Raw genomic sequence first — 19,227 nt, forward strand, 5'->3', positions numbered from 1 at the left:
CCATATGTTGTATTGGCTCAGCGAATTGTCAGATGGCGGCGACCTCTTTAACCTGTTCCGCTATATCACCTTCCGTGCAGGGGCCGCGTTTTTCACGGCGCTGATCTTTGGCTTTATCTTTGGCCGCCCGCTGATCAACGCGCTGCGCCGCCGCTATGCCAAGGGACAACCCATTCGCGAAGATGGGCCTGCGCATCATATCGCAACCAAGGCAGGCACGCCCACAATGGGGGGCTTGCTGATCCTTGCGGCGCTGACGCTGTCCACGCTGCTTTGGGCGCGGCTTGATAATGGCTTTGTCTGGATTGTCTTGGGGGTGACTGTGGCCTTTGGCCTGATCGGTCTGGCGGATGATTGGGCCAAGGTCAGCCGCCAAACCACGGCGGGGCTTTCGGGCAAATTGCGCTTGGCGCTTGGCTTTGTGATCGCGGCTGTGGCCAGCATTGCGGCCTCAGTTTTGCACCCTGATGATCTGACGCTGCAACTGGCCGTGCCTGTGTTCAAAGATGTGCTGATCAATCTGGGCTATGTCTTTATCCCCTTTGCCATGATTGTCATTGTGGGCAGCGCCAATGCCGTCAACCTGACCGATGGTTTGGATGGCTTGGCCATCATGCCCGTGATGATCGCCGCAGCCACGCTTGGCGTGATTGCCTATGCGGTGGGGCGGGTCGATTTCACGGAATATCTTGATGTGCATTACGTGCCGGGAACGGGCGAATTGCTGGTGTTTTGCGCGGGTCTTATCGGCGGCGGTCTTGGGTTCTTGTGGTATAATGCCCCGCCCGCAGCCGTGTTTATGGGGGATACAGGCTCGCTCGCCTTGGGCGGGGCTTTGGGCGCCATTGCCGTTGCCACAAAGCACGAAATTGTTTTGGCCATCGTGGGCGGCCTGTTCGTGGCCGAAGCGATGAGCGTGATTATCCAAGTTCTCTATTTCAAACGCACAGGCAAACGCGTGTTCTTGATGGCCCCGATCCATCACCATTTTGAGAAAAAAGGCTGGGCTGAGCCGCAAGTGGTGATCCGCTTCTGGATCATTTCCCTCATCCTTGCGCTTATCGGCCTTGCGACATTGAAACTGCGCTAACAAAGCAAGGAGCGGTCAGATGATCCCCGTCACTGGGTTTTCAGGTCAAAAAATCGCTGTTTTGGGCTTGGGCCGTTCGGGTCTTGCCACCGCGCGGGCGCTGCAAGCAGGTGGGGCCATTGCGCTTGTTTGGGATGATGGGCAAGAGGCGCGCGCGCGCGCCGAGGCGGATGGGTTTGTGGTCACTGATCTAACAAAGGCAGGCGCTTTTGAGGGCGTGTCGCGCCTGATCACCTCGCCCGGTATCCCCAATCTCTACCCTGCGCCGCATCCCGCAATTTTGGCCGCCTATCGCGCCAATGTGCCTGTTGATAATGATGTGGGCCTGTTTTTCGCGGCGCTTGGTCAGGCGGATTGGGCGCAATTTGACCGCCCCCCACGCGTGGTCGCGGTGACAGGGTCAAACGGGAAATCGACCACCTCGGCACTAATCGCCCATATTTTGGATGTTGCGGGCGTATCTGTGCAGCTTGCGGGCAATATTGGGCGCGGTGTTTTGGATATTGATCCGCCCGAAGATGGGGGGGTGGTCGTGTTGGAATTATCCTCCTACCAAACCGAGCTTGCCCGCGCCCTGACACCCGATATCGCGGTCTTTACCAACCTGTCAGCAGATCATTTGGATCGTCATGGTGGGATGGGTGGCTATTATGCGGCCAAGCGCAGGCTCTTTGCCGAAGGTGGCCCAGATCGCGCCGTGATCGGGATTGATGAGGTTGAAGGGCTGTCCTTGTCCAATCAACTGACCCAAGGGGCAGGGGATGATCGGGTGATCCGCATCTCCTCTGCGCAGAAATTAGACGGCACGAATTGGGATGTCTTTGCCCGTAAAGGCTGGCTGTCGGAATGGCGCAAGGGGCGTCAAGTGGCCTCTATTGATTTGCGCGATATCGCGGGGCTTGCGGGCGCGCATAACCATCAAAACGCCTGCGCGGCCTATGCGGTGGCGCGCGCGCTTGGCCTTGCGCCGCGCGTGATCGAGGACGCGTTGCATTCCTTCAAGGGCCTGCCGCATCGCAGTCAGGTTTTGGGCGAACTGCGCGGTGTGCGTTTCGTCAATGACAGCAAGGCCACCAATGCCGATGCCGCCGCCAAGGCGCTTGCCGCTTATCCTGCCATCCGTTGGATTTGTGGCGGGCTTGAGAAAGAGGGCGGGCTTGATGTGGCACGGCCACATTTCGGCTCGGTCAAAAAGGCCTATGTCATCGGGCGCGAAGCTGCAAAATTTGCCTTGAATTTGGGGGATCTTCCCAAAGAGATTTGCACCGATATGGCCACCGCCGTGGCCCGCGCTGTCGCCGAGGCCGAGGCGGGCGATGTAGTTCTATTGGCCCCTGCCGCCGCTAGTTTTGATCAATACGACAATTTTGAGAAGCGGGGCGATGATTTTGCCGCCCAAGTTGCGCAAGTTCTTGCGCAATTGTAAGGCTGATGCGGCTTTCTCTGGCTTTCGGGAATAAATTTCGCTAATTTGCCAATGAGACCCGAAAAATCGGGCGGTTGAGGCAGTATCGGGCGGTATATCCCATGACAGAAATGGCGCATGGCACAGTTCTTGTGCAATCAGGCGAAGCGGTTTTGCCCCGTTGGTGGCGCACCGTTGATCGCGGCACAATAGGCTGCATTTTGGCACTTTTTGCGATTGGCCTGTTATTGGGCTTTGCCGCATCGCCACCTTTGGCCGAACGCAATGGTCACCCGCCCTTTCACTATGTAACACGCCAAGCCATCTTTGGCGGCGCGGCGATGATCGGGATGCTGTTAGTGTCGATGCTGCCGCCGCTCATGCTACGCCGCTTTGCGGTGGTGGGGTTCGCTGGCGCGTTTCTATCCCTTTTGGCGCTGCCGATTTTCGGCACTGATTTTGGGCAAGGTGCTGTGCGGTGGTATTCGCTTGGGTTTGCTTCGGTGCAGCCATCCGAATTTCTAAAACCCCTCTATATCGTCACAGTCGCTTGGATGGTCGCCGCAAGCCAAGAATTGGCAGGCCCGCCAGGCAAGCGCCTGTCCTTTGGATTGACCATTCTCATTGTTGGCATTTTGGTGATGCAGCCTGATTTCGGTCAGGCGGCCCTGATCTTGATGGGGTGGTGCGTGATCTATTTCGTTGCAGGCGCGCCCATTATTCTCATGGTCAGCGTTGTGGCGCTTGCAGGGGTCGGGGGCATCTTTGCCTATCACGCCTCCGAGCATTTTGCGCGCCGTATTGATGGGTTCCTCAGCGCCGAAGTGGCGCCAAACACCCAGCTTGCTTATGCGGCCAATGCAATCCGTGAAGGTGGGTTTTTTGGCGCAGGCTTGGGCGAGGGTGCCGTGAAATGGACATTGCCTGACGCGCATACCGATTTCATTATCGCGGTCGCTGCCGAAGAATATGGTGTGATCCTTGTGTTGATCATCATTGCCCTCTTTGCGGCAATCGCCTTTCGCAGTTTCCTGCGTTTGCTCAAAGAACGCGACCCGTTCATTCGCCTTGCAGGCACGGGTCTTGTGACCATGTTCGCGCTACAGGCCTTCATCAATATGGGCGTTGCGGTGCGGCTTTTGCCTGCAAAGGGCATGACCTTGCCCTTTGTGTCCTATGGCGGCTCTTCTATCCTTGCAACAGGTCTTGCGATGGGGATGATTTTGGCCTTTACCCGTGCGCGGCCACAGGGTGATTTGGCCGATATCTTTAGCAAACGGGGGCGTTGATCCGATGGGGACTGGAGGCGCGCGTCACGCAATCATCGCGGCAGGGGGAACGGGGGGGCATATGTTCCCCGCCCAAGCTTTGGCCGAGGCCTTGGTGCGGCAGGGGTGGCAGGTGACGCTTTCGACTGATGCGCGCGGCGCGCGCTATGCGGGGGGATTTCCCCATGTGGTGTCTGTGCAAACAGTGGCGGCGGCCACATTCGCCCAAGGGGGGCTGGCCGATAAACTTAAGGCGCCCTTTAAAATCTTGGGGGGTATTCTATCGGCCTTGATGCTGCAGCGCCGCCTTCAGCCCGATATTGTCATAGGCTTTGGTGGTTATCCCACCATTCCCGCATTGGCCGCGGCGTGGATCGCGCGGCGTCCACGGGCCTTGCATGAGCAAAATGGCCTGCTTGGCCGCGTCAATCATCTGTTTGCGCGGCGCGTGGATCGGGTGGCCTGCGGCACATGGCCCACGCGCCTGCCGGAGGGCACAAGGGCGGATCATATCGGCAACCCTGTGCGGGCTGCGGTGATGGCGCGCGCAGGCGCCGTTTATACACCGCCCGGCGATTGGCCCCTGTCACTTGTGATCATCGGTGGCAGCCAAGGCGCGCGTATCCTGTCTGAAATTGTGCCAAATGCGGTGGCGAAACTGCCCAAAGGAATTTTGGCGCGCTTGCGCGTGGCCCAACAGGCCCGCCCCGAGGATATTGATCGCGTCATCCGTGCCTATGATTATTTGGGTGTCACCGCCGAGGTGCAGCCGTTTTTCGATGATATCCCTCGCCGGATCGCGGAGGCGCAATTGGTGATCAGCCGCGCAGGCGCGTCCTCGGTTGCGGATATTTCGGTCATTGGGCGGCCTGCGATTTTCATCCCCTTTGCCGCCGCCACCGCAGATCATCAAACCGCCAATGCCCGCCCTATGGTCGCCGCAGGGGCAAGCCTTGCGATTGCGGAACATGAGCTGAACGCCGACAGCCTATCAGAAGCTATGCTTGAGGTTTTGGCCGACCCCGCACAGGCCCAAGCCATGGCAAATGCCGCGCTTGCGCAATCCGTGCCAGATGCCACCGATCGTCTTGTTGCGATGGTCGAGGAAATTGCAGCGAAAGGAAGATCATGAACGCCGCCGCCACAAAACTGCCCACACAGCTTGGGCCGATCCATTTCACAGGCATTGGCGGCATTGGCATGTCGGGTATTGCTGAGGTGCTGTTGAACCACGGCTATGCGGTGCAAGGCTCTGACCTGAAAGAGAGCAAGATCACCGAACGTCTTGCGGCATTGGGCGCGCGGATTTTTATCGGACAGGCGGCAGAAAATTTGGATGGGGCCGAGGTGGTTGTGATTTCCTCCGCCATCAAACCGGGCAATCCTGAATTTGACGCAGCGCGCGCGCGGGGCTTGCCGATGGTGCGCCGTGCCGAGATGTTGGCCGAATTGATGCGCCTGCGCTCGAATGTGGCGATTGCGGGGACGCATGGGAAAACCACCACCACCACCCTTGTGGCGACCCTGCTTGATGCGGGCGGCATTGACCCCACTGTGATCAATGGCGGTATCATCCATGCTTATGGCTCAAACGCCCGCGTGGGCCAAGGCGAATGGATGGTGGTCGAGGCCGATGAATCGGATGGCACCTTCAACCGCCTACCCGCCACCATCGCCATCGTCACAAATATCGACCCCGAACATATGGAACATTGGGGCACAATCGAAAATCTGCGCAAAGGCTTTTACGATTTCGTCTCGAATATCCCCTTTTACGGGCTCGCGGTCTGCTGCACCGACCATGCCGAGGTGCAGGCACTGGTTGGGCGCGTCACGGATCGCCGCGTGGTGACATATGGCTTCAACGCGCAGGCCGATGTGCGCGCGGTGGGCTTGCATTACGTCAAGGGTGTCGCGCATTTCGACATCGCACTGCGCGGCGAGGATCGGGTGATTGCGGGCTGCACCCTGCCTATGCCCGGCGATCACAATGTCTCAAACGCGCTGGCCGCCGTGGCTGTGGCGCGTCATTTGGGCATGAAATCGGATGAAATCCGCGCGGCCCTTGCGGGGTTCAAGGGGGTCAACCGCCGCTTCACCAAATTGGGCGAGGTCGATGGCATCACCATCATCGATGATTACGGCCACCACCCCGTGGAAATCGCGGCCGTTTTGCGCGCCGCAAGGCAGGCCAGCGAGGGGCGCGTGATCGCGGTGCATCAACCCCATCGCTATACTCGCCTGTCCTCCCTGTTCGAGGATTTTTGCAGCTGCTTTAACGATGCTGATGTGGTGGGCATTGCCGAGGTTTACGCCGCAGGCGAGGCGCCCATTGCGGGCGCATCCCGCGATGATCTGGTCGCGGGCCTCACCCGCCATGGCCACCGCAACGCGCATGCAGTCGACAGCGAAGACGCGCTCGAGGCGCTTGTGCGCGCCGAGGCCAAAGCGGGCGATATCGTGGTCTGCCTCGGCGCAGGCACGATCAGCGCATGGGCGCATGGCCTTGTGGGGCGGTTGCAGAAATAGGTTTGCTATTTAGATCTGAATTGGGCCACTCTTGACTCGGGTAACGGAGTCAGGGGTTTGGCTGCATGGAGGCGGAAGATATTCAATCGGCAGATGATCTAGAGGCGTGGTTGAATGGGCTGCCTGACGATGCAGAGCGTGTCAAGCTTGTGACGCAAATAGTCTATCGCCAAGCTTGGACCAATTTAGCAAGGCTGTCCCACCAACTGGATTACGTGAAGGGCGCACGCCCAACGCTGATGCCGTTTTCTATAATGCTGTTTGCAACAGTAGCTTTGTATCAGTCAGCAAAAATTGTGAATCACAAGTCGTTAGAACTGGCGACTACCCAAGTGTTGTCTAGCCTCGATAGGATTAGCAACGCTGACGAATTAAATGTTTACTTGGCGCTATATTGCATATTGAAGTCCGCGTCCGCTGATACGCAATACGCGCTTTCCGATACTGATTTTGCCGTTTCCAAAGCGCTCATCGCGGGCAGAAACATTAATCCTGCGGCTCACTCGGAGAAAGAGCTGTTTTTAAGCAGTTATACCGATCACAGAAACATACCCGAAGAAATTCGTGCAGACTTACGTAGGTTTGAAAGTGGCGATATCCTATTGAGTCGGCCTCTCTGGGCATTTGATAATACTCATTTGTGGCCAGACAAAGCCCTTCCATCGGAGCTACTTTCCCGTTTCCCCGCATGGTCTGTCTTCAAAGACCTCTACGAAAACGCCCTAAACGCGCGCCCGCAAAACTGGCCGCTTTTGACTGCATTGGCGCAGAAGGACGAGGCGTTTTGGACGGGGACGGATACGGAGGTTCTGGATCGAATCGCGGAGGTGATGGAGGGGTTTGCTCTATCCGCCACCTATAATGGCGAACGCATTGAAGTTAATCCTCCCACTCAAAAGCTGATGCTTGTTGGGGAAGGCGCGCTTCCCGATGATCTGGGACATTACGCGCGCAGGAAGATGAGGCGGGCGATTGATTTGTTCGCTAAAAAACTGAGCAATCAATACAACCCCTTGACAGATGCTGTCATTACCGTTCGCACCGCGATTGAAGATGGCGAAAACATTCCTATGGAATTGTTTGACGCTTGCGGGAGCGCAACGCGCATGGTTGCGACTTTGGCTCGTTCAGAATCGATTCCGCGCCCCGAGGATGATCCACTTATTGGAGAGTTTGTTCAGATACTTCGCGAAGTTGCCGCCTATATTATCGCCAATGATCCAAAGTCTCAGGAAACCTTAGCGCGGCGCAACGCCATAGAAGGAAATAACGCCCTACAAGTGAATGCTCGGGTGATAAACATTACGGTTGGGCAGATTGTAAATGTTTCTGAAGGCGCGCTGGCGCGTGAATTGACGCTGAATGCCAAAGATGCACTTGAAAAAAATCCCGAGAGCGAAGATGCGAGAGACGGGGCATATAAGCTTTCGGGACGAATTATTCGGGCTCTTCGTGTCCTGCGTGAGTCCGCCGCCACATTTAAAGAATTCAAAGAACTGTATCCTGCGGCCATAGAAATTCTAAATAACCCACAAGTCCAACAGGCCGTGCAGGTGATATTGAAGTATCTCAGTATCGGCTAACCACAAAACCCGCCCAAAGCGGGTTTTGTCGCGCACGACCCGCCCCCACGGGGCGGGCGCGGCAGTGCCGCTCCCACCCCTAGGGCCGTGCGAGACAAAACCCTGACGGGGTTGCGCGATGGCCCACCCCTCGGGCCGTGCGCGACAACACCCTTGCGCGGGGGAATCGCAACCGCTACTTCCCCGATATGACCCACAGCCTTCCAACCCGCCTTCCAACCCCCCGTGGCCCCTTGACCCCAGATCGCCCTTTGGCGGATCTGACATGGCTGCGTGTGGGTGGGCCTGCGGAGTATCTGTTTCAGCCTGCGGATCTTGACGATCTGCAATCCTTCCTTGCCGCGCTTGACCCTGCCATTCCTGTTTTTCCCATCGGTGTTGGCTCCAACCTCATCATCCGCGATGGCGGGATGCGCGGTGTGGTGATCCGTTTGGGGCGCGGGTTTAACGATATTCGCATCGAAGGGGATCAGGTCATTGCGGGGGCGGCGGCATTGGACGCCCATGTTGCGCGGCGCGCGGGCGAGGCGGGGTTAGACCTGACCTTTCTGCGCACCATTCCTGGCACTATCGGCGGGGCCTGCCGCATGAATGCGGGCTGCTATGGGGCCTATGTGGCGAATCATTTGACCACGGCCCGCGCGGTGACGCGGGCGGGCAGGGTGGTCACGCTTGCCCCTGATGATTTCCAATTCGCCTATCGCCAGACGGGGCTTGACCCTGATCTGATCTTGATCGAGGCGCGGTTCACCGCGCCGCGCGCCAATCCCGATGATCTTGCCGCCAAGATGGACGACCAACTGGCCCGCCGTGATGCCAGCCAACCGACCAAAGACCGCACCGCAGGCTCGACCTTTCGCAACCCTGCGGGGTTTTCCTCGACTGGGCGCGCCGATGACAGCCACGAGATGAAAGCGTGGAAGCTGATCGAGGAGGCAGGTCTGCGCGGGCATCGTCTGGGCGGCGCGGTGATGAATGAGAAACATCCCAACTTCCTGACCAATGCAGGCGGGGCCACCGCCAAAGAATTGGAAGATTTGGGCGAATATGTGCGAAAAAAGGTTTTCCAAAACAGCGGATTGCAGCTAGAATGGGAAATTATGCGCGTGGGTGATCCGTAACGGATCAAAAGCGCGCCAATAACAGCCCGCCGCATAGATGCGGGCAACGCGGTGGCCAAGGGGCGCAAAGACCCTGAAGGCTGATTGAGGCAAGAGGCAAGATTTGGGCGGTTCTGCTGCAAAAGCATCCCCCCGTATTGCGTTATTGATGGGTGGCCCCTCGGTAGAGCGCGAGGTGTCTCTTTCATCGGGGCGCGAATGTGCCAAGGCACTGGCGGGCGAAGGCTATGAGGTGATCGAGGTCGATGCAGGCCCCGATTTGGCTATGCGTCTGTCTGAAATTTCCCCTGATGTTGTGTTCAACGCGCTTCATGGCCGCTTTGGCGAAGATGGCGTGGTGCAAGGCATGTTGGAATGGATGCGTCTGCCCTACACCCATTCGGGCGTTTTGGCCTCTGCGCTTGCCATGGATAAACAGCGCACCAAAGATGTGTTGCGCGCCGCAAACCTGCCCGTGATGGACAGCCAGATCGTGGCGCGAGACGATGTCGCGCGCGCCCATGTGATGCCGCCGCCCTATGTGGTAAAACCCAATAACGAGGGCAGTTCTGTCGGGGTGTGTCTGGTGATGGACGGGGCCAATAGCCCCCCCGTGCTTGGCCCTGAGATGCCAGATCAGGTGATGGTGGAAACCTATGCGCCCGGTCGTGAATTGACCACCACAGTGATGGGGGATCGCGCCCTTGGCGTGACCGAGATTATCACGACAGGGTGGTATGATTACGATGCCAAATACAAACCCGGCGGGTCGCGCCATGTGATCCCTGCCGATATTCCCGCCGAGATTACGCAAGCCTGCCTTGATATGGCGATTGCCGCGCATCGCGCGCTGGGTCTGCGGGGGCTGTCACGCAGCGATTTTCGTTGGGACGATACGCGCGGCTTAGAGGGTTTGGTGATGCTTGAGGTCAATACACAGCCCGGCATGACCCCAACCTCACTGGCACCCGAGCAGGCGCAGGCCGCAGGGATCAGTTTTGGCGCTCTGTGTCGTTGGATGGTGGAGGATGCCTCATGCGACCGCTAGGCCCCGCGCAGCGCCCAAGCGCGCCGCAACATGGCGCAAGCGCCCCAAGCCCGCGCCAAAAGCGCGACCCCGCCCCATCGGTGATGGCCTATCGTTTTCAGCGCCTTTGGCTGACCCCCGTCTTTCGCGTTTTTATGCGCTATGGTCTGCCTTTGATCATCGTCGTTGGGGGCAGCGCCGCCTATCTGTCGAACCCGCGCAATATGGATCAGCTGACCGCGCAGGTGGAAGATCTGCGCCGCACCATTGAGGCGCGCCCAGAATTTCGGGTGACGCTGTTGTCAGTGAATGGTGCCAGTCCCGCTTTGGCGGATGAAATCCGCGGGCGTTTGTCGCTTGATTTCCCGCTCTCCTCCTTCGATCTCGATTTGCCCCAGATCAAGGCGCAGATCGAAGACATGCCCGCAGTGCGCAACGCCCAACTGCGTATCGCGGCAGATGGGGTCTTGCAATTGGACATTGAGGAGCGGCGGCCTGAATTGATCTGGCAAACGCGCGAGGCGTTCTTGTTGATTGATGGCGATGGCGTGGTCATCGATGATTTGATCAGCCGACCCATTTCGCAGGCCTTGCCGTTGATCGGCGGGGAAGGGGCGGATCTTGCCGCGCGCGAGGCCTTGAACCTTGTGCGTATCGCGGCCCCTTTGGCCGATCAGTTGCGCGGTTTCGTGCGTGTGGGCGAGCGGCGCTGGGATGTCATCCTTTCTGATGGGCGCAAGATTATGCTGCCCGAGGAAAATGCCAGTTTCGTCTTAGATCGTGTGATCGCCTTGGATCAGGCGCAGGATATCCTGAGCCGCGATATCCTCAGTATAGATATGCGCAGGCCAGATCGGCCCACATTACGCCTCAGCGCAGGGGCCAAAGATAATTTCGACATGTTGCGTGGTCAGTTGGTGGTGAGTGGAGAACGGCAAGGATGATGAACAATCTGTATCATATGCAGCGCGCAATGCGCGCCAAACGCCAAGAGGCGCTCAAGCGCGGTGTCATGGCGGTTTTGGATGTGGGCAGTTATAAAATCTCCTGCCTCGTGCTGCGGTTTGATGAGACGGGCATGGCCTATTCCACAGATCGCCAAGCGGCCCTTGCGGGGCAGTCTGCCTTTCGGGTGATTGGCATGGGCACAACGCGCTCGCGCGGTGTGCGTTTTGGCGAGATCGACACGGTTCAAGAAACCGAACGCGCCATTCGCACCGCTGTCCAGACCGCGCAAAAAATGGCCCATACCCGCGTGGATCACGTCATGGTGGCTTTTGCAGGGGCGCGTCCGCGCTCCTATGGCATGGCGGGCGAGACGATTGTTCAAGACAAGACTGTGCAAGATGATGATGTGGCCCGCGCTTTGGCCAGTTGCGATTTGCCTGATTTGGGCGAAGGACGCGAGGTTTTGCACGCGCAGCCTGTCAATTTCTCATTGGATCATCGCACTGGCCTGTCCGACCCCCGCGGTCAGGTGGGCGAACGTTTGGCGGTGGATATGCATCTTCTGTCGGTCGAGGCCAATGCCTTCGAGGCGCTGCTCTACTGCGTGAAGCGCTGTGATTTGGAACTCGCGGGTCTGGCCTCTTCGCCCTATGTGGCGGGGGTGTCGAGCCTTGTTGAGGATGAACAGGAATTGGGCGCGGCTTGTGTGGATATGGGCGGCGGTGCCACGGGCCTGTCTATTTTCATGAAAAAGCATATGATCTATGCCGATACCGTGCGCATGGGCGGGGATCATGTCACCTCGGATATTTCGCAGGCGTTGCAAATTCCCATGACTCATGCCGAGCGGATCAAGACCCGTTTTGGGGGGCTTGTTGCCACGGGCATGGATGATCGTGAAATGATCGAATTGCAGGGCAATACAGGCGATTGGAATTACGACCGCCGTCATGTCAGCCGTGCGGAATTGATCGGCGTGATGCGCCCGCGCGTTGAAGAAATCCTTGAAGAGGTGCGCGCACGGCTTGATGCGGCAGGGTTTGATCACCTGCCCAGTCAGCGCATTGTTTTGACAGGTGGGGGCAGTCAGGTGCCGGGCCTAGATGGTTTGGCCTCACGCATTTTGGGCAATCAGGTGCGGCTTGGCCGCCCGATGCGGGTGCAAGGCTTGCCGCAATCGGCCTGTGGCCCCGCGTTCTCAACATCGGTTGGTCTGTCTCTGTTTGCGGCTTATCCGCAAGATGAATGGTGGGATTTCGACATTCCTGCCGAAAGCTATCCTGCCCGCTCGCTGAAGCGCGCGGTGCGTTGGTTCCGCGATAATTGGTAAGAAACCGCCCCGCTTGACGCGTCAAACCCTAGCGAAATTGCCCCCTCGCACCACAGAATGCGGGGGGTGTCAGCAAGATCACGCCGAATGTCACAGATAAGCCACTCTATTTTGTGGTAAATTTGCAATTTTCTGATGACGCGGCGCAGATTTATCGTTACTGTGATCCAAAAGAAACACGAGGCAGTCAAACCCCAAGATATCTGGCGCAAGATCAGATCAGGGACGACAAAACAGGTGGACCGAGCAGATGACCTTGAACCTTTCCATGCCCGACACAGGGACAGAGCTAAAACCACGGATCACCGTTTTCGGTGTGGGTGGCGCAGGCGGCAATGCCGTGAACAACATGATTGAGCAGGCCCTCGATGGCTGCGAATTCGTTGTCGCGAATACCGATGCCCAAGCCTTGCAGCAATCCAAAGCACCGCAGCGTATCCAAATCGGTGCGCGCGTGACCGAGGGTCTTGGGGCAGGCGCGCGCCCTTCGGTTGGGGCAAGCGCGGCAGAAGAATCCATCGAAGAGATCGTGGATCAATTGGCAGGCTCGCATATGTGCTTCATCACCGCGGGCATGGGCGGTGGCACAGGCACGGGTGCGGCGCCAATCATCGCGCAAGCGGCGCGTGAACTGGGTGTTTTGACTGTGGGTGTGGTGACAAAGCCCTTCCAATTCGAAGGCGCCAAGCGGATGCGCCAAGCCGAAGAGGGCATTGAGCAGCTGCAAAAGGTTGTTGATACGCTGATCATCATTCCGAACCAAAACCTGTTCCGTTTGGCCAATGAGAAAACCACCTTCACCGAAGCCTTCGCGATGGCGGATGATGTTCTCTATCAGGGCGTCAAAGGTGTGACGGATCTGATGGTGCGTCCGGGCCTGATCAACCTTGACTTCGCGGATGTGCGTGCCGTCATGAACGAGATGGGCAAGGCCATGATGGGCACGGGCGAAGCCGAAGGCGAAACACGCGCCATTCAGGCCGCTGAAAAGGCCATCGCCAACCCGCTCTTGGATGAAATCAGCCTCAAAGGTGCAAAAGGCGTCTTGATCAATATCACAGGCGGCTATGATCTGACCCTGTTTGAATTGGACGAGGCCGCAAACCGCATTCGTGAAGAGGTCGACCCTGATGCGAATATCATCGTGGGCTCGACCCTTGATACCTCGATGGAAGGTCGGATGCGTGTGTCTGTTGTGGCAACAGGTATCGATGTTTCTGAAATGCAACTTTATCAGCCAGAGCGCAGCTACACAGCCGCGCCTCAGCCTGTTGCAGAAGTTGTTGAAGAACAGCCTGCACCTGCCGAAGAATTCGCAGCAGATCAATCGCCTGAGCCGTTCTTGTTCGATGATCTTGAGCGTGACGTTGCCGCTGAGCCCGCCCCGATGATGGAGGCGGATCACAACGAGGTTCCCGCGCCTGTGTATGACAGCGCGATGAGCAGCCCCGCCCCTGTTGCGGCTGACCCTGAGCCTGTTTACGAGCCTGAAGCGGCCAGCTTTACCGCCCCGATGCGTCCTGCAGCAGGCACGCCAAGCCCGCAGGCCTTGGATCGTCTGAAAAATGCAATCGCAACGCATAATGCAACGACAGCCCGCCCAACTGCGCCGCGCCCCGCATTGACGGAGAAACCCGCCGCGCCCCGCCGTGCCTTTGGGATTAATTCGCTGCTTGAGCGGATGACGGGTCAAAGCAACACAGACTCCCCCGTGACTCGCAGTCGCCCTGACCTCAGCGCGCAGCATCAGCCGATGATGGAGGATGACGCAGTCGACCCAGAGCAGGAGCGCATCGAAGTTCCTGCATTCCTGCGCCGCCAAGCGAATTAAATTTTCGAAAATATGACAGCGAAAAGGCCGATCTTGCATCGGCCTTTTTCGTTTCTAATCAAATGATTAGATGAGTGTCCTGTGGTTTTTGGCAAGATTCTGCCGATGCGTTTTTGCATTGTTGCAGAGAGTCACAAAGCTTGAATTGTCTCGCCCCCGCTCAGTTTGTATCACAAGCTTGCGGTCAGATGGGGTGGCTGCATTGGGGGCGCCCACGATTGTGGGCACAGGACGACAGAAAGGTTTGCTGTGCAAGCAACGCTAAAAAAATCTGCAAGTTTCAAAGGTGTAGGCCTTCATGGGGGAAAGCCTGTTACCTTGACCATCCATCCAAGCGTGGCCGATAGCGGCATTTGGTTCAATCGGGTGGATGTGCGCGATGCGGATCCGCTGATCCCCGCGCGCTATGATGCGGTTCCAGAAAGCCGCCTTTGCACAAAGATTTCCAACGCTGATGGGGTTTCCGTCTCGACCATTGAACATTTGATGGCGGCACTTGCTGGCTGTGGTATCCACAATGCGCGTGTCGATATTGATGCCGAGGAAGTGCCCATTTTGGATGGCTCGGCGGTTGAATTTGTGCGCGGCCTTCTTGCCGCGGGTATCGCGCCGCAAGATCGCCCCATCTATGCGATTGAAATCCTTAAGAAAGTGACTGTGCGTGATGGCGACAGCGAAGCATCGCTTGCGCCTGCCTCGCATCTGACAATGGCCTTTTCGATTGATTTCCCTGATCCCGCGATTGGGGTGCAGCATCGCCACGCGGATTTGGCCAATGGGCGTTTCGTGCGCGAACTCTGTGACAGCCGCACATTCTGCCGCCAATCCGATGTTGAGGCGATGTGGAATGCGGGTCTGGCCCTTGGTGGATCCTATGACAACGCTGTGGTTGTGGATGGTGATGATGTGCTGTCCCCCGGTGGTTTCCGTCATGCGGATGAGGCTGTTCGCCACAAAATGCTTGATGCTCTTGGTGATTTGGCCTTGGCAGGCAACCCGATCCTTGGCCATTACGAAGGCGTGCGGGCAGGCCATATGTTGACCAATCGCCTGCTGCGCGCGCTTTTTGCGATGCCTGATGCGATGCGTTTGGTGCAATGTGACGCCCAGACGGCTGCCCGTTTGCCCGGTATGGGGGTCGGCCAACATGATTTGGCGCATGTTGCGTGAGGCAATCTGACGTTTTGCCCTTCCGATTAATGTGCTAACACCCTAGGAATAAGATACCCAAGATTTGGGGTTGGGCGGATTTCTACAGGGTAGATAGATGAACGACACGTCACGCGCGCATGGATTTTCACGAAAGCTTGGGCTTGGTCTGCTGATCCTGTCGCTTGGGGTGACGGCCTGTGGCCCGCGCGCCGATGGTGAGCCGCGCCGTGGTCTCTTTGGGCCGCGTGTGGTGGAACAGCCCCTTGAGGCCCTGACCGCCGAAGAAATTTACAACCGCGCTGAGTTTGAGCTTGAAAATAACGATGATCCAGAGGCAGCCGCGCCTTTGTTCCTAGAGGTTGAACGCCTGCACCCCTATTCGGAATGGGCCAAGCGCGGGTTGATCATGGCCGCATTCAGCCATCACGAGGCGCGCCAATACGAAGAGGCGCGGGTTGCCGCACAGCGCTTTATCGAATTTTACCCTGCCGATGATGATGCCGCCTATGCGCAATATCTTTTGGCGTTGAGCTATTATGATCAGATTGAACAGGTGGGCCGTGACCAAGGTTTGACCTTTCAAGCCCTGCAAGCCTTGCGCGCGGTGATCGAACTTTACCCTGATAGCGAATTCGCCAATTCCGCCGCTTTGAAATTCGATTTGGCTTTTGATCATTTGGCAGCAAAAGAAATGGAAATTGGCCGCTACTATTTTGAGCGCCAACATTACATGGCGGCAATCAACCGCTTTCGTGTCGTTGTCGAAGAGTTCCAAACAACATCGCACACGCCTGAGGCGCTGATGCGCTTGGTTGAGGCCTATCTTTCTTTGGGTCTGACGGATGAGGCGCAAACCGCGGGCGCGATATTGGGCTATAACTTCCAATCTTCGCCCTTCTATGAAGATGCCTATCGTCAATTGCAGGGGCAGGGCCTCGAGCCTGAACCGCAAGGTGAGGGTTGGTTGCGCGGCATTTGGAACAACACGATCCGTGGGGCGTGGCTCTAGGTCACTGAACGGGGGCATGGCCGATGCTGCGGCATCTCGAAATTCGCGATCTTCTGTTGATTGATCATCTCAGCCTTGAGTTTCAGGCGGGGTTGAATGTTTTGACGGGGGAAACGGGCGCGGGGAAATCCATTCTTCTTGACGCGCTTGGCTTTGTCTTGGGCTGGCGGGGCCGTGCCGATTTGGTGCGCCAAGGTGCAGAACAGGGCGAGGTATCCGCCGTATTTGATCTGCCCATGGATCACCCTGTTCAGGCGATTTTGGCGGAGGCGGGCCTGCCCTCTGGCCCCGAATTGATCTTGCGCCGTATCAACACCCAAGACGGGCGCAAGACCGCATGGGTGAATGATCGCCGCGCAAGCGGTGATGTTCTGCGCGCCCTGTCGGAAGTTTTGGTCGAATTGCACGGCCAACATGATGATCGCGGTCTGCTTGACCCGCGCGGACATCGTGCGCTGCTCGATGAGTTTGGCGACCATGGCGATGATTTGGCCGCGTTGAGCGCGCTGTGGCGGGCGCGCAGCAAGGCCGCATCCGCCCATAAATCGGCGCTAGACGATCTCGAAAAAATTCGCGCTGAGGAAGATTTCCTGCGCCACGCCGTAGCCGAGTTCGAATCCCTCGCCCCTGTAGCGGGTGAGGAAGATGCGCTTGATGCCAAGCGCCGCCTTATGCAAGGGGCCGAGCGGTTGCGGGAAGATGCGGCGCGGCTTGTCGCCACTTTGTCGGATCAGGGGGCAGAGCGGCAGATTGGCGATGCGCTGCGCCTTGTGGCTGGGTTGTCGGATCGTAGCGATGGCGCCTTGGACGAGGCACTGGCCGCCCTAGAGCGCGCCAACCTCGAATTGGGCGAAGCGCAACGCGTTGTGGGCGATTTTGCAGATCGTTTGATTTTCAATCCGCAGGATTTGGAAGAAACAGAAGATCGTCTTTTTGCCTTGCGCGCTTTGGCCCGCAAACACGGCGTTCTATGTGATGCCTTGCCAGAGATGTGGCAGGATTTGCAAACCCGCCTGAGCGCGATTGAAGGGGGGGATGCGCATTTGGCTGCCCTTGCCGCCGCCGAGGCCGCTGCAGATCAGGCTTATCACGCGGCAGCCGCCGCCTTGCGCAGCAAACGTGAGGCTGCGGCGCGCGCTCTTGATGCGGCGATGGCGGGGGAATTGGCCCCGTTGAAAATGGAACGCGCGGTCTTCACCACCGCGCTTACTGATGCCCCCGCAGGCCCAGAGGGGATTGACGCCGTGACCTTCACTGTGGCCACCAATCCTGGCGCGCCTGCAGGGCCCTTGAACAAGATCGCCTCGGGCGGGGAATTGTCGCGGTTCCTCTTAGCGTTAAAGGTGTGCCTCACGCGGCAAGAATCTGATATCACGATGATTTTTGATGAAATCGACCGCGGTGTTGGCGGGGCGACCGCCGATGCCGTAGGGCGCCGTTTGGCTGCGTTAGCGCAAGGGGGGCAGGTCTTGGTTGTGACCCACAGCCCGCAGGTTGCGGCCCTTGGCGCGCATCATTGGCGCGTGTCAAAGGCGGTTGAAAATGAGACCACACTCAGCACCGTGACGCCGCTTGATGCCGATGCCCGTGTCGATGAGATTGCGCGCATGATTTCTGGGGATGTCATTACAGATGCCGCGCGCGAGGCGGCGCGTGCCTTGGTGTTCCAAGCCCAGCTTTAGCGCGCTGCCCGCGCGCCAAGCCCCGCGCGCATCAAGATTTGGCGCACAGGTTTCACCGAGTAGAAACTGTTCAGCGCCTTCATCCGCAAATCGCGCAAGCCTTGATCATCGGCCATCGAGGCGCGATTGAGCGCATCCACCCCCGCCACGCGGGCGGCAATCTCGGCATGGCGTGCGCGTTCATATTTTTGCAACATGGCAGCCTCACCCAATCGGTCAGGCGCGGCCTTGGCCAAATCAAGCAGGGTCGCCATATCGGCAAGGCTCATATTGAGGCCCTGCGCGCCAATCGGGGGAACCACATGCGCGGCCTCGGCCACCAAGGCCAGACGCTCGCCTGTCAGGCGATGCGCCACTTGCGAAATGATCGGCCAGATCGTGCGCTGTGAAATCAGACGCAACGGCCCATAAAGGTCGGCAGAGCGCGTGCGCATTTTATCCTCAAATGCGGGTTGGGGGAGGGTATAGAGGCGTTCTGCCTCTGGCCCGCGTTCCATCCAAACCACGGCGGAGGAGGGTTTGCCTTCGTAATTTGGCAATGGCACAAGGGTAAATGGCCCGCCCGAGCGATGCACCTCGGTTGAGATATTATCATGCGGGTGATCATGGCTGACCGCAAATGCCAAGGCCTTTTGGCCATAGCGCAAGGTCGTCACAGGGATGCCCGCCGCCTTGCGCATGGGGGAATTGCGCCCGTCTGCCGCAATCACCAAACGCGCGCGCACACGGGTGCCATCGGTGAGGGTGACGCGCGCCTCTGCGCTGCGGGTGAGTAAGGATTTTGTGCCAACGCCCGCCCGAAAGGTGACATGATCCAATTCGGCAATCCGTGCCAAACCTTCACGGCGCAACAGCCAATTGGGCAGGTTCCACCCAAATGGCAAATCCGAGATATCGCTTGCGTTGAAATCATGCGCGCTGCGCGCCACGGCCTCGACCCCGCCTGCGTCCACGATGCGCATGATTTGCAAGGGCATTGCATGCGGTGCAAAATGCCGCCACAACCCCGCCTGATCGAGAAAGTCGCGCGAGGGCTGCAAAAACGCGGTGCTGCGCAGATCGGAACCTTCTGCATCGCGGGTGGTAATCGGCGCGCTTGGGTCTACGCAAAGAACGGAAAAACCTGCCGCATCAAAGGCAGAGGCGGCAATCAGCCCTGCAATGCCGCCACCCGAAATCAGAATATCTGTGTCGATCATATCGCTCATGATCTCTTAAATAGGCCGCACCCTGCCGCGCGTCCAAGCGTCATTTTCGCGCGGCCCATCGTGCC

At 58.1% G+C, this 19,227-nt stretch carries 15 protein-coding genes; 14 read left to right on the plus strand and 1 reads right to left on the minus strand.

Going from position 1 to position 19,227, the window contains the following annotated elements:
• The first annotated feature begins 4 nt into the window (after positions 1 to 4).
• The 14 genes from mraY to recN all read left to right on the plus strand — a co-directional run bounded on the left by mraY (position 5) and on the right by recN (position 17,954).
• Entirely contained in the window at positions 5 to 1,090 is a 1,086-nt protein-coding gene (mraY, locus tag AAC620_RS00335; protein WP_340242222.1) for a phospho-N-acetylmuramoyl-pentapeptide-transferase, read from the plus strand.
• A gap of 19 nt (positions 1,091 to 1,109) precedes the next feature.
• Positions 1,110 to 2,516 (plus strand): UDP-N-acetylmuramoyl-L-alanine--D-glutamate ligase, encoded by a 1,407-nt coding sequence (gene murD, locus AAC620_RS00340; RefSeq protein WP_340242223.1) that lies wholly within the window; start codon positions 1,110 to 1,112, stop codon positions 2,514 to 2,516.
• A gap of 101 nt (positions 2,517 to 2,617) precedes the next feature.
• Positions 2,618 to 3,784: a peptidoglycan glycosyltransferase FtsW gene (locus tag AAC620_RS00345; protein WP_340242225.1), complete on the plus strand. Its 1,167-nt coding sequence runs from the start codon at positions 2,618 to 2,620 to the stop codon at positions 3,782 to 3,784.
• Between the two features lie 4 nt (positions 3,785 to 3,788).
• Entirely contained in the window at positions 3,789 to 4,895 is a 1,107-nt protein-coding gene (locus AAC620_RS00350; RefSeq protein ID WP_340242226.1) for a UDP-N-acetylglucosamine--N-acetylmuramyl-(pentapeptide) pyrophosphoryl-undecaprenol N-acetylglucosamine transferase, read from the plus strand.
• Entirely contained in the window at positions 4,892 to 6,292 is a 1,401-nt protein-coding gene (murC, locus tag AAC620_RS00355; RefSeq protein ID WP_340242227.1) for a UDP-N-acetylmuramate--L-alanine ligase, read from the plus strand. Before AAC620_RS00350 ends, murC begins: the two co-directional genes overlap by 4 nt.
• A 65-nt stretch (positions 6,293 to 6,357) precedes the next feature.
• Entirely contained in the window at positions 6,358 to 7,875 is a 1,518-nt protein-coding gene (locus AAC620_RS00360) for a hypothetical protein (RefSeq protein ID WP_340242228.1), read from the plus strand.
• A gap of 188 nt (positions 7,876 to 8,063) precedes the next feature.
• The gene (murB, locus tag AAC620_RS00365; protein ID WP_340242229.1) at positions 8,064 to 8,996 is read left to right on the plus strand and encodes a UDP-N-acetylmuramate dehydrogenase; all 933 of its coding nucleotides are present in this window, start codon (positions 8,064 to 8,066) and stop codon (positions 8,994 to 8,996) included.
• 136 nt (positions 8,997 to 9,132) lie between these two features.
• Positions 9,133 to 10,023, plus strand: coding sequence for a D-alanine--D-alanine ligase (locus tag AAC620_RS00370; RefSeq protein ID WP_340243552.1), 891 nt, complete (start codon positions 9,133 to 9,135; stop codon positions 10,021 to 10,023).
• Positions 10,011 to 10,946 (plus strand): cell division protein FtsQ/DivIB, encoded by a 936-nt coding sequence (locus AAC620_RS00375; RefSeq protein ID WP_340242230.1) that lies wholly within the window; start codon positions 10,011 to 10,013, stop codon positions 10,944 to 10,946. Before AAC620_RS00370 ends, AAC620_RS00375 begins: the two co-directional genes overlap by 13 nt.
• Positions 10,946 to 12,280 (plus strand): cell division protein FtsA, encoded by a 1,335-nt coding sequence (ftsA, locus tag AAC620_RS00380; RefSeq protein ID WP_340243554.1) that lies wholly within the window; start codon positions 10,946 to 10,948, stop codon positions 12,278 to 12,280. The genes AAC620_RS00375 and ftsA overlap by 1 nt, the downstream gene beginning before the upstream one ends.
• Positions 12,281 to 12,530: 250 nt before the next feature.
• Complete coding sequence (gene ftsZ / locus AAC620_RS00385) at positions 12,531 to 14,111, plus strand: cell division protein FtsZ (protein ID WP_340242232.1); 1,581 nt, start codon at positions 12,531 to 12,533, stop codon at positions 14,109 to 14,111.
• Between the two features lie 249 nt (positions 14,112 to 14,360).
• Entirely contained in the window at positions 14,361 to 15,281 is a 921-nt protein-coding gene (lpxC, locus tag AAC620_RS00390) for a UDP-3-O-acyl-N-acetylglucosamine deacetylase (protein ID WP_340242233.1), read from the plus strand.
• 97 nt (positions 15,282 to 15,378) lie between these two features.
• Complete coding sequence (locus AAC620_RS00395; RefSeq protein WP_340242234.1) at positions 15,379 to 16,272, plus strand: outer membrane protein assembly factor BamD; 894 nt, start codon at positions 15,379 to 15,381, stop codon at positions 16,270 to 16,272.
• A gap of 23 nt (positions 16,273 to 16,295) precedes the next feature.
• The gene (gene recN / locus AAC620_RS00400; RefSeq protein WP_340242235.1) at positions 16,296 to 17,954 is read left to right on the plus strand and encodes a DNA repair protein RecN; all 1,659 of its coding nucleotides are present in this window, start codon (positions 16,296 to 16,298) and stop codon (positions 17,952 to 17,954) included.
• Here recN and AAC620_RS00405 read toward each other — a convergent pair.
• Positions 17,951 to 19,162, minus strand: coding sequence for a UbiH/UbiF family hydroxylase (locus tag AAC620_RS00405; protein WP_445322418.1), 1,212 nt, complete (start codon positions 19,160 to 19,162; stop codon positions 17,951 to 17,953). The genes recN and AAC620_RS00405 overlap by 4 nt on opposite strands.
• Positions 19,163 to 19,227 lie beyond the last annotated feature (65 nt).

It is taken from the genome of Roseobacter sp. HKCCA2468 (assembly GCF_037805105.1).
Taxonomy (GTDB): domain Bacteria; phylum Pseudomonadota; class Alphaproteobacteria; order Rhodobacterales; family Rhodobacteraceae; genus M30B80.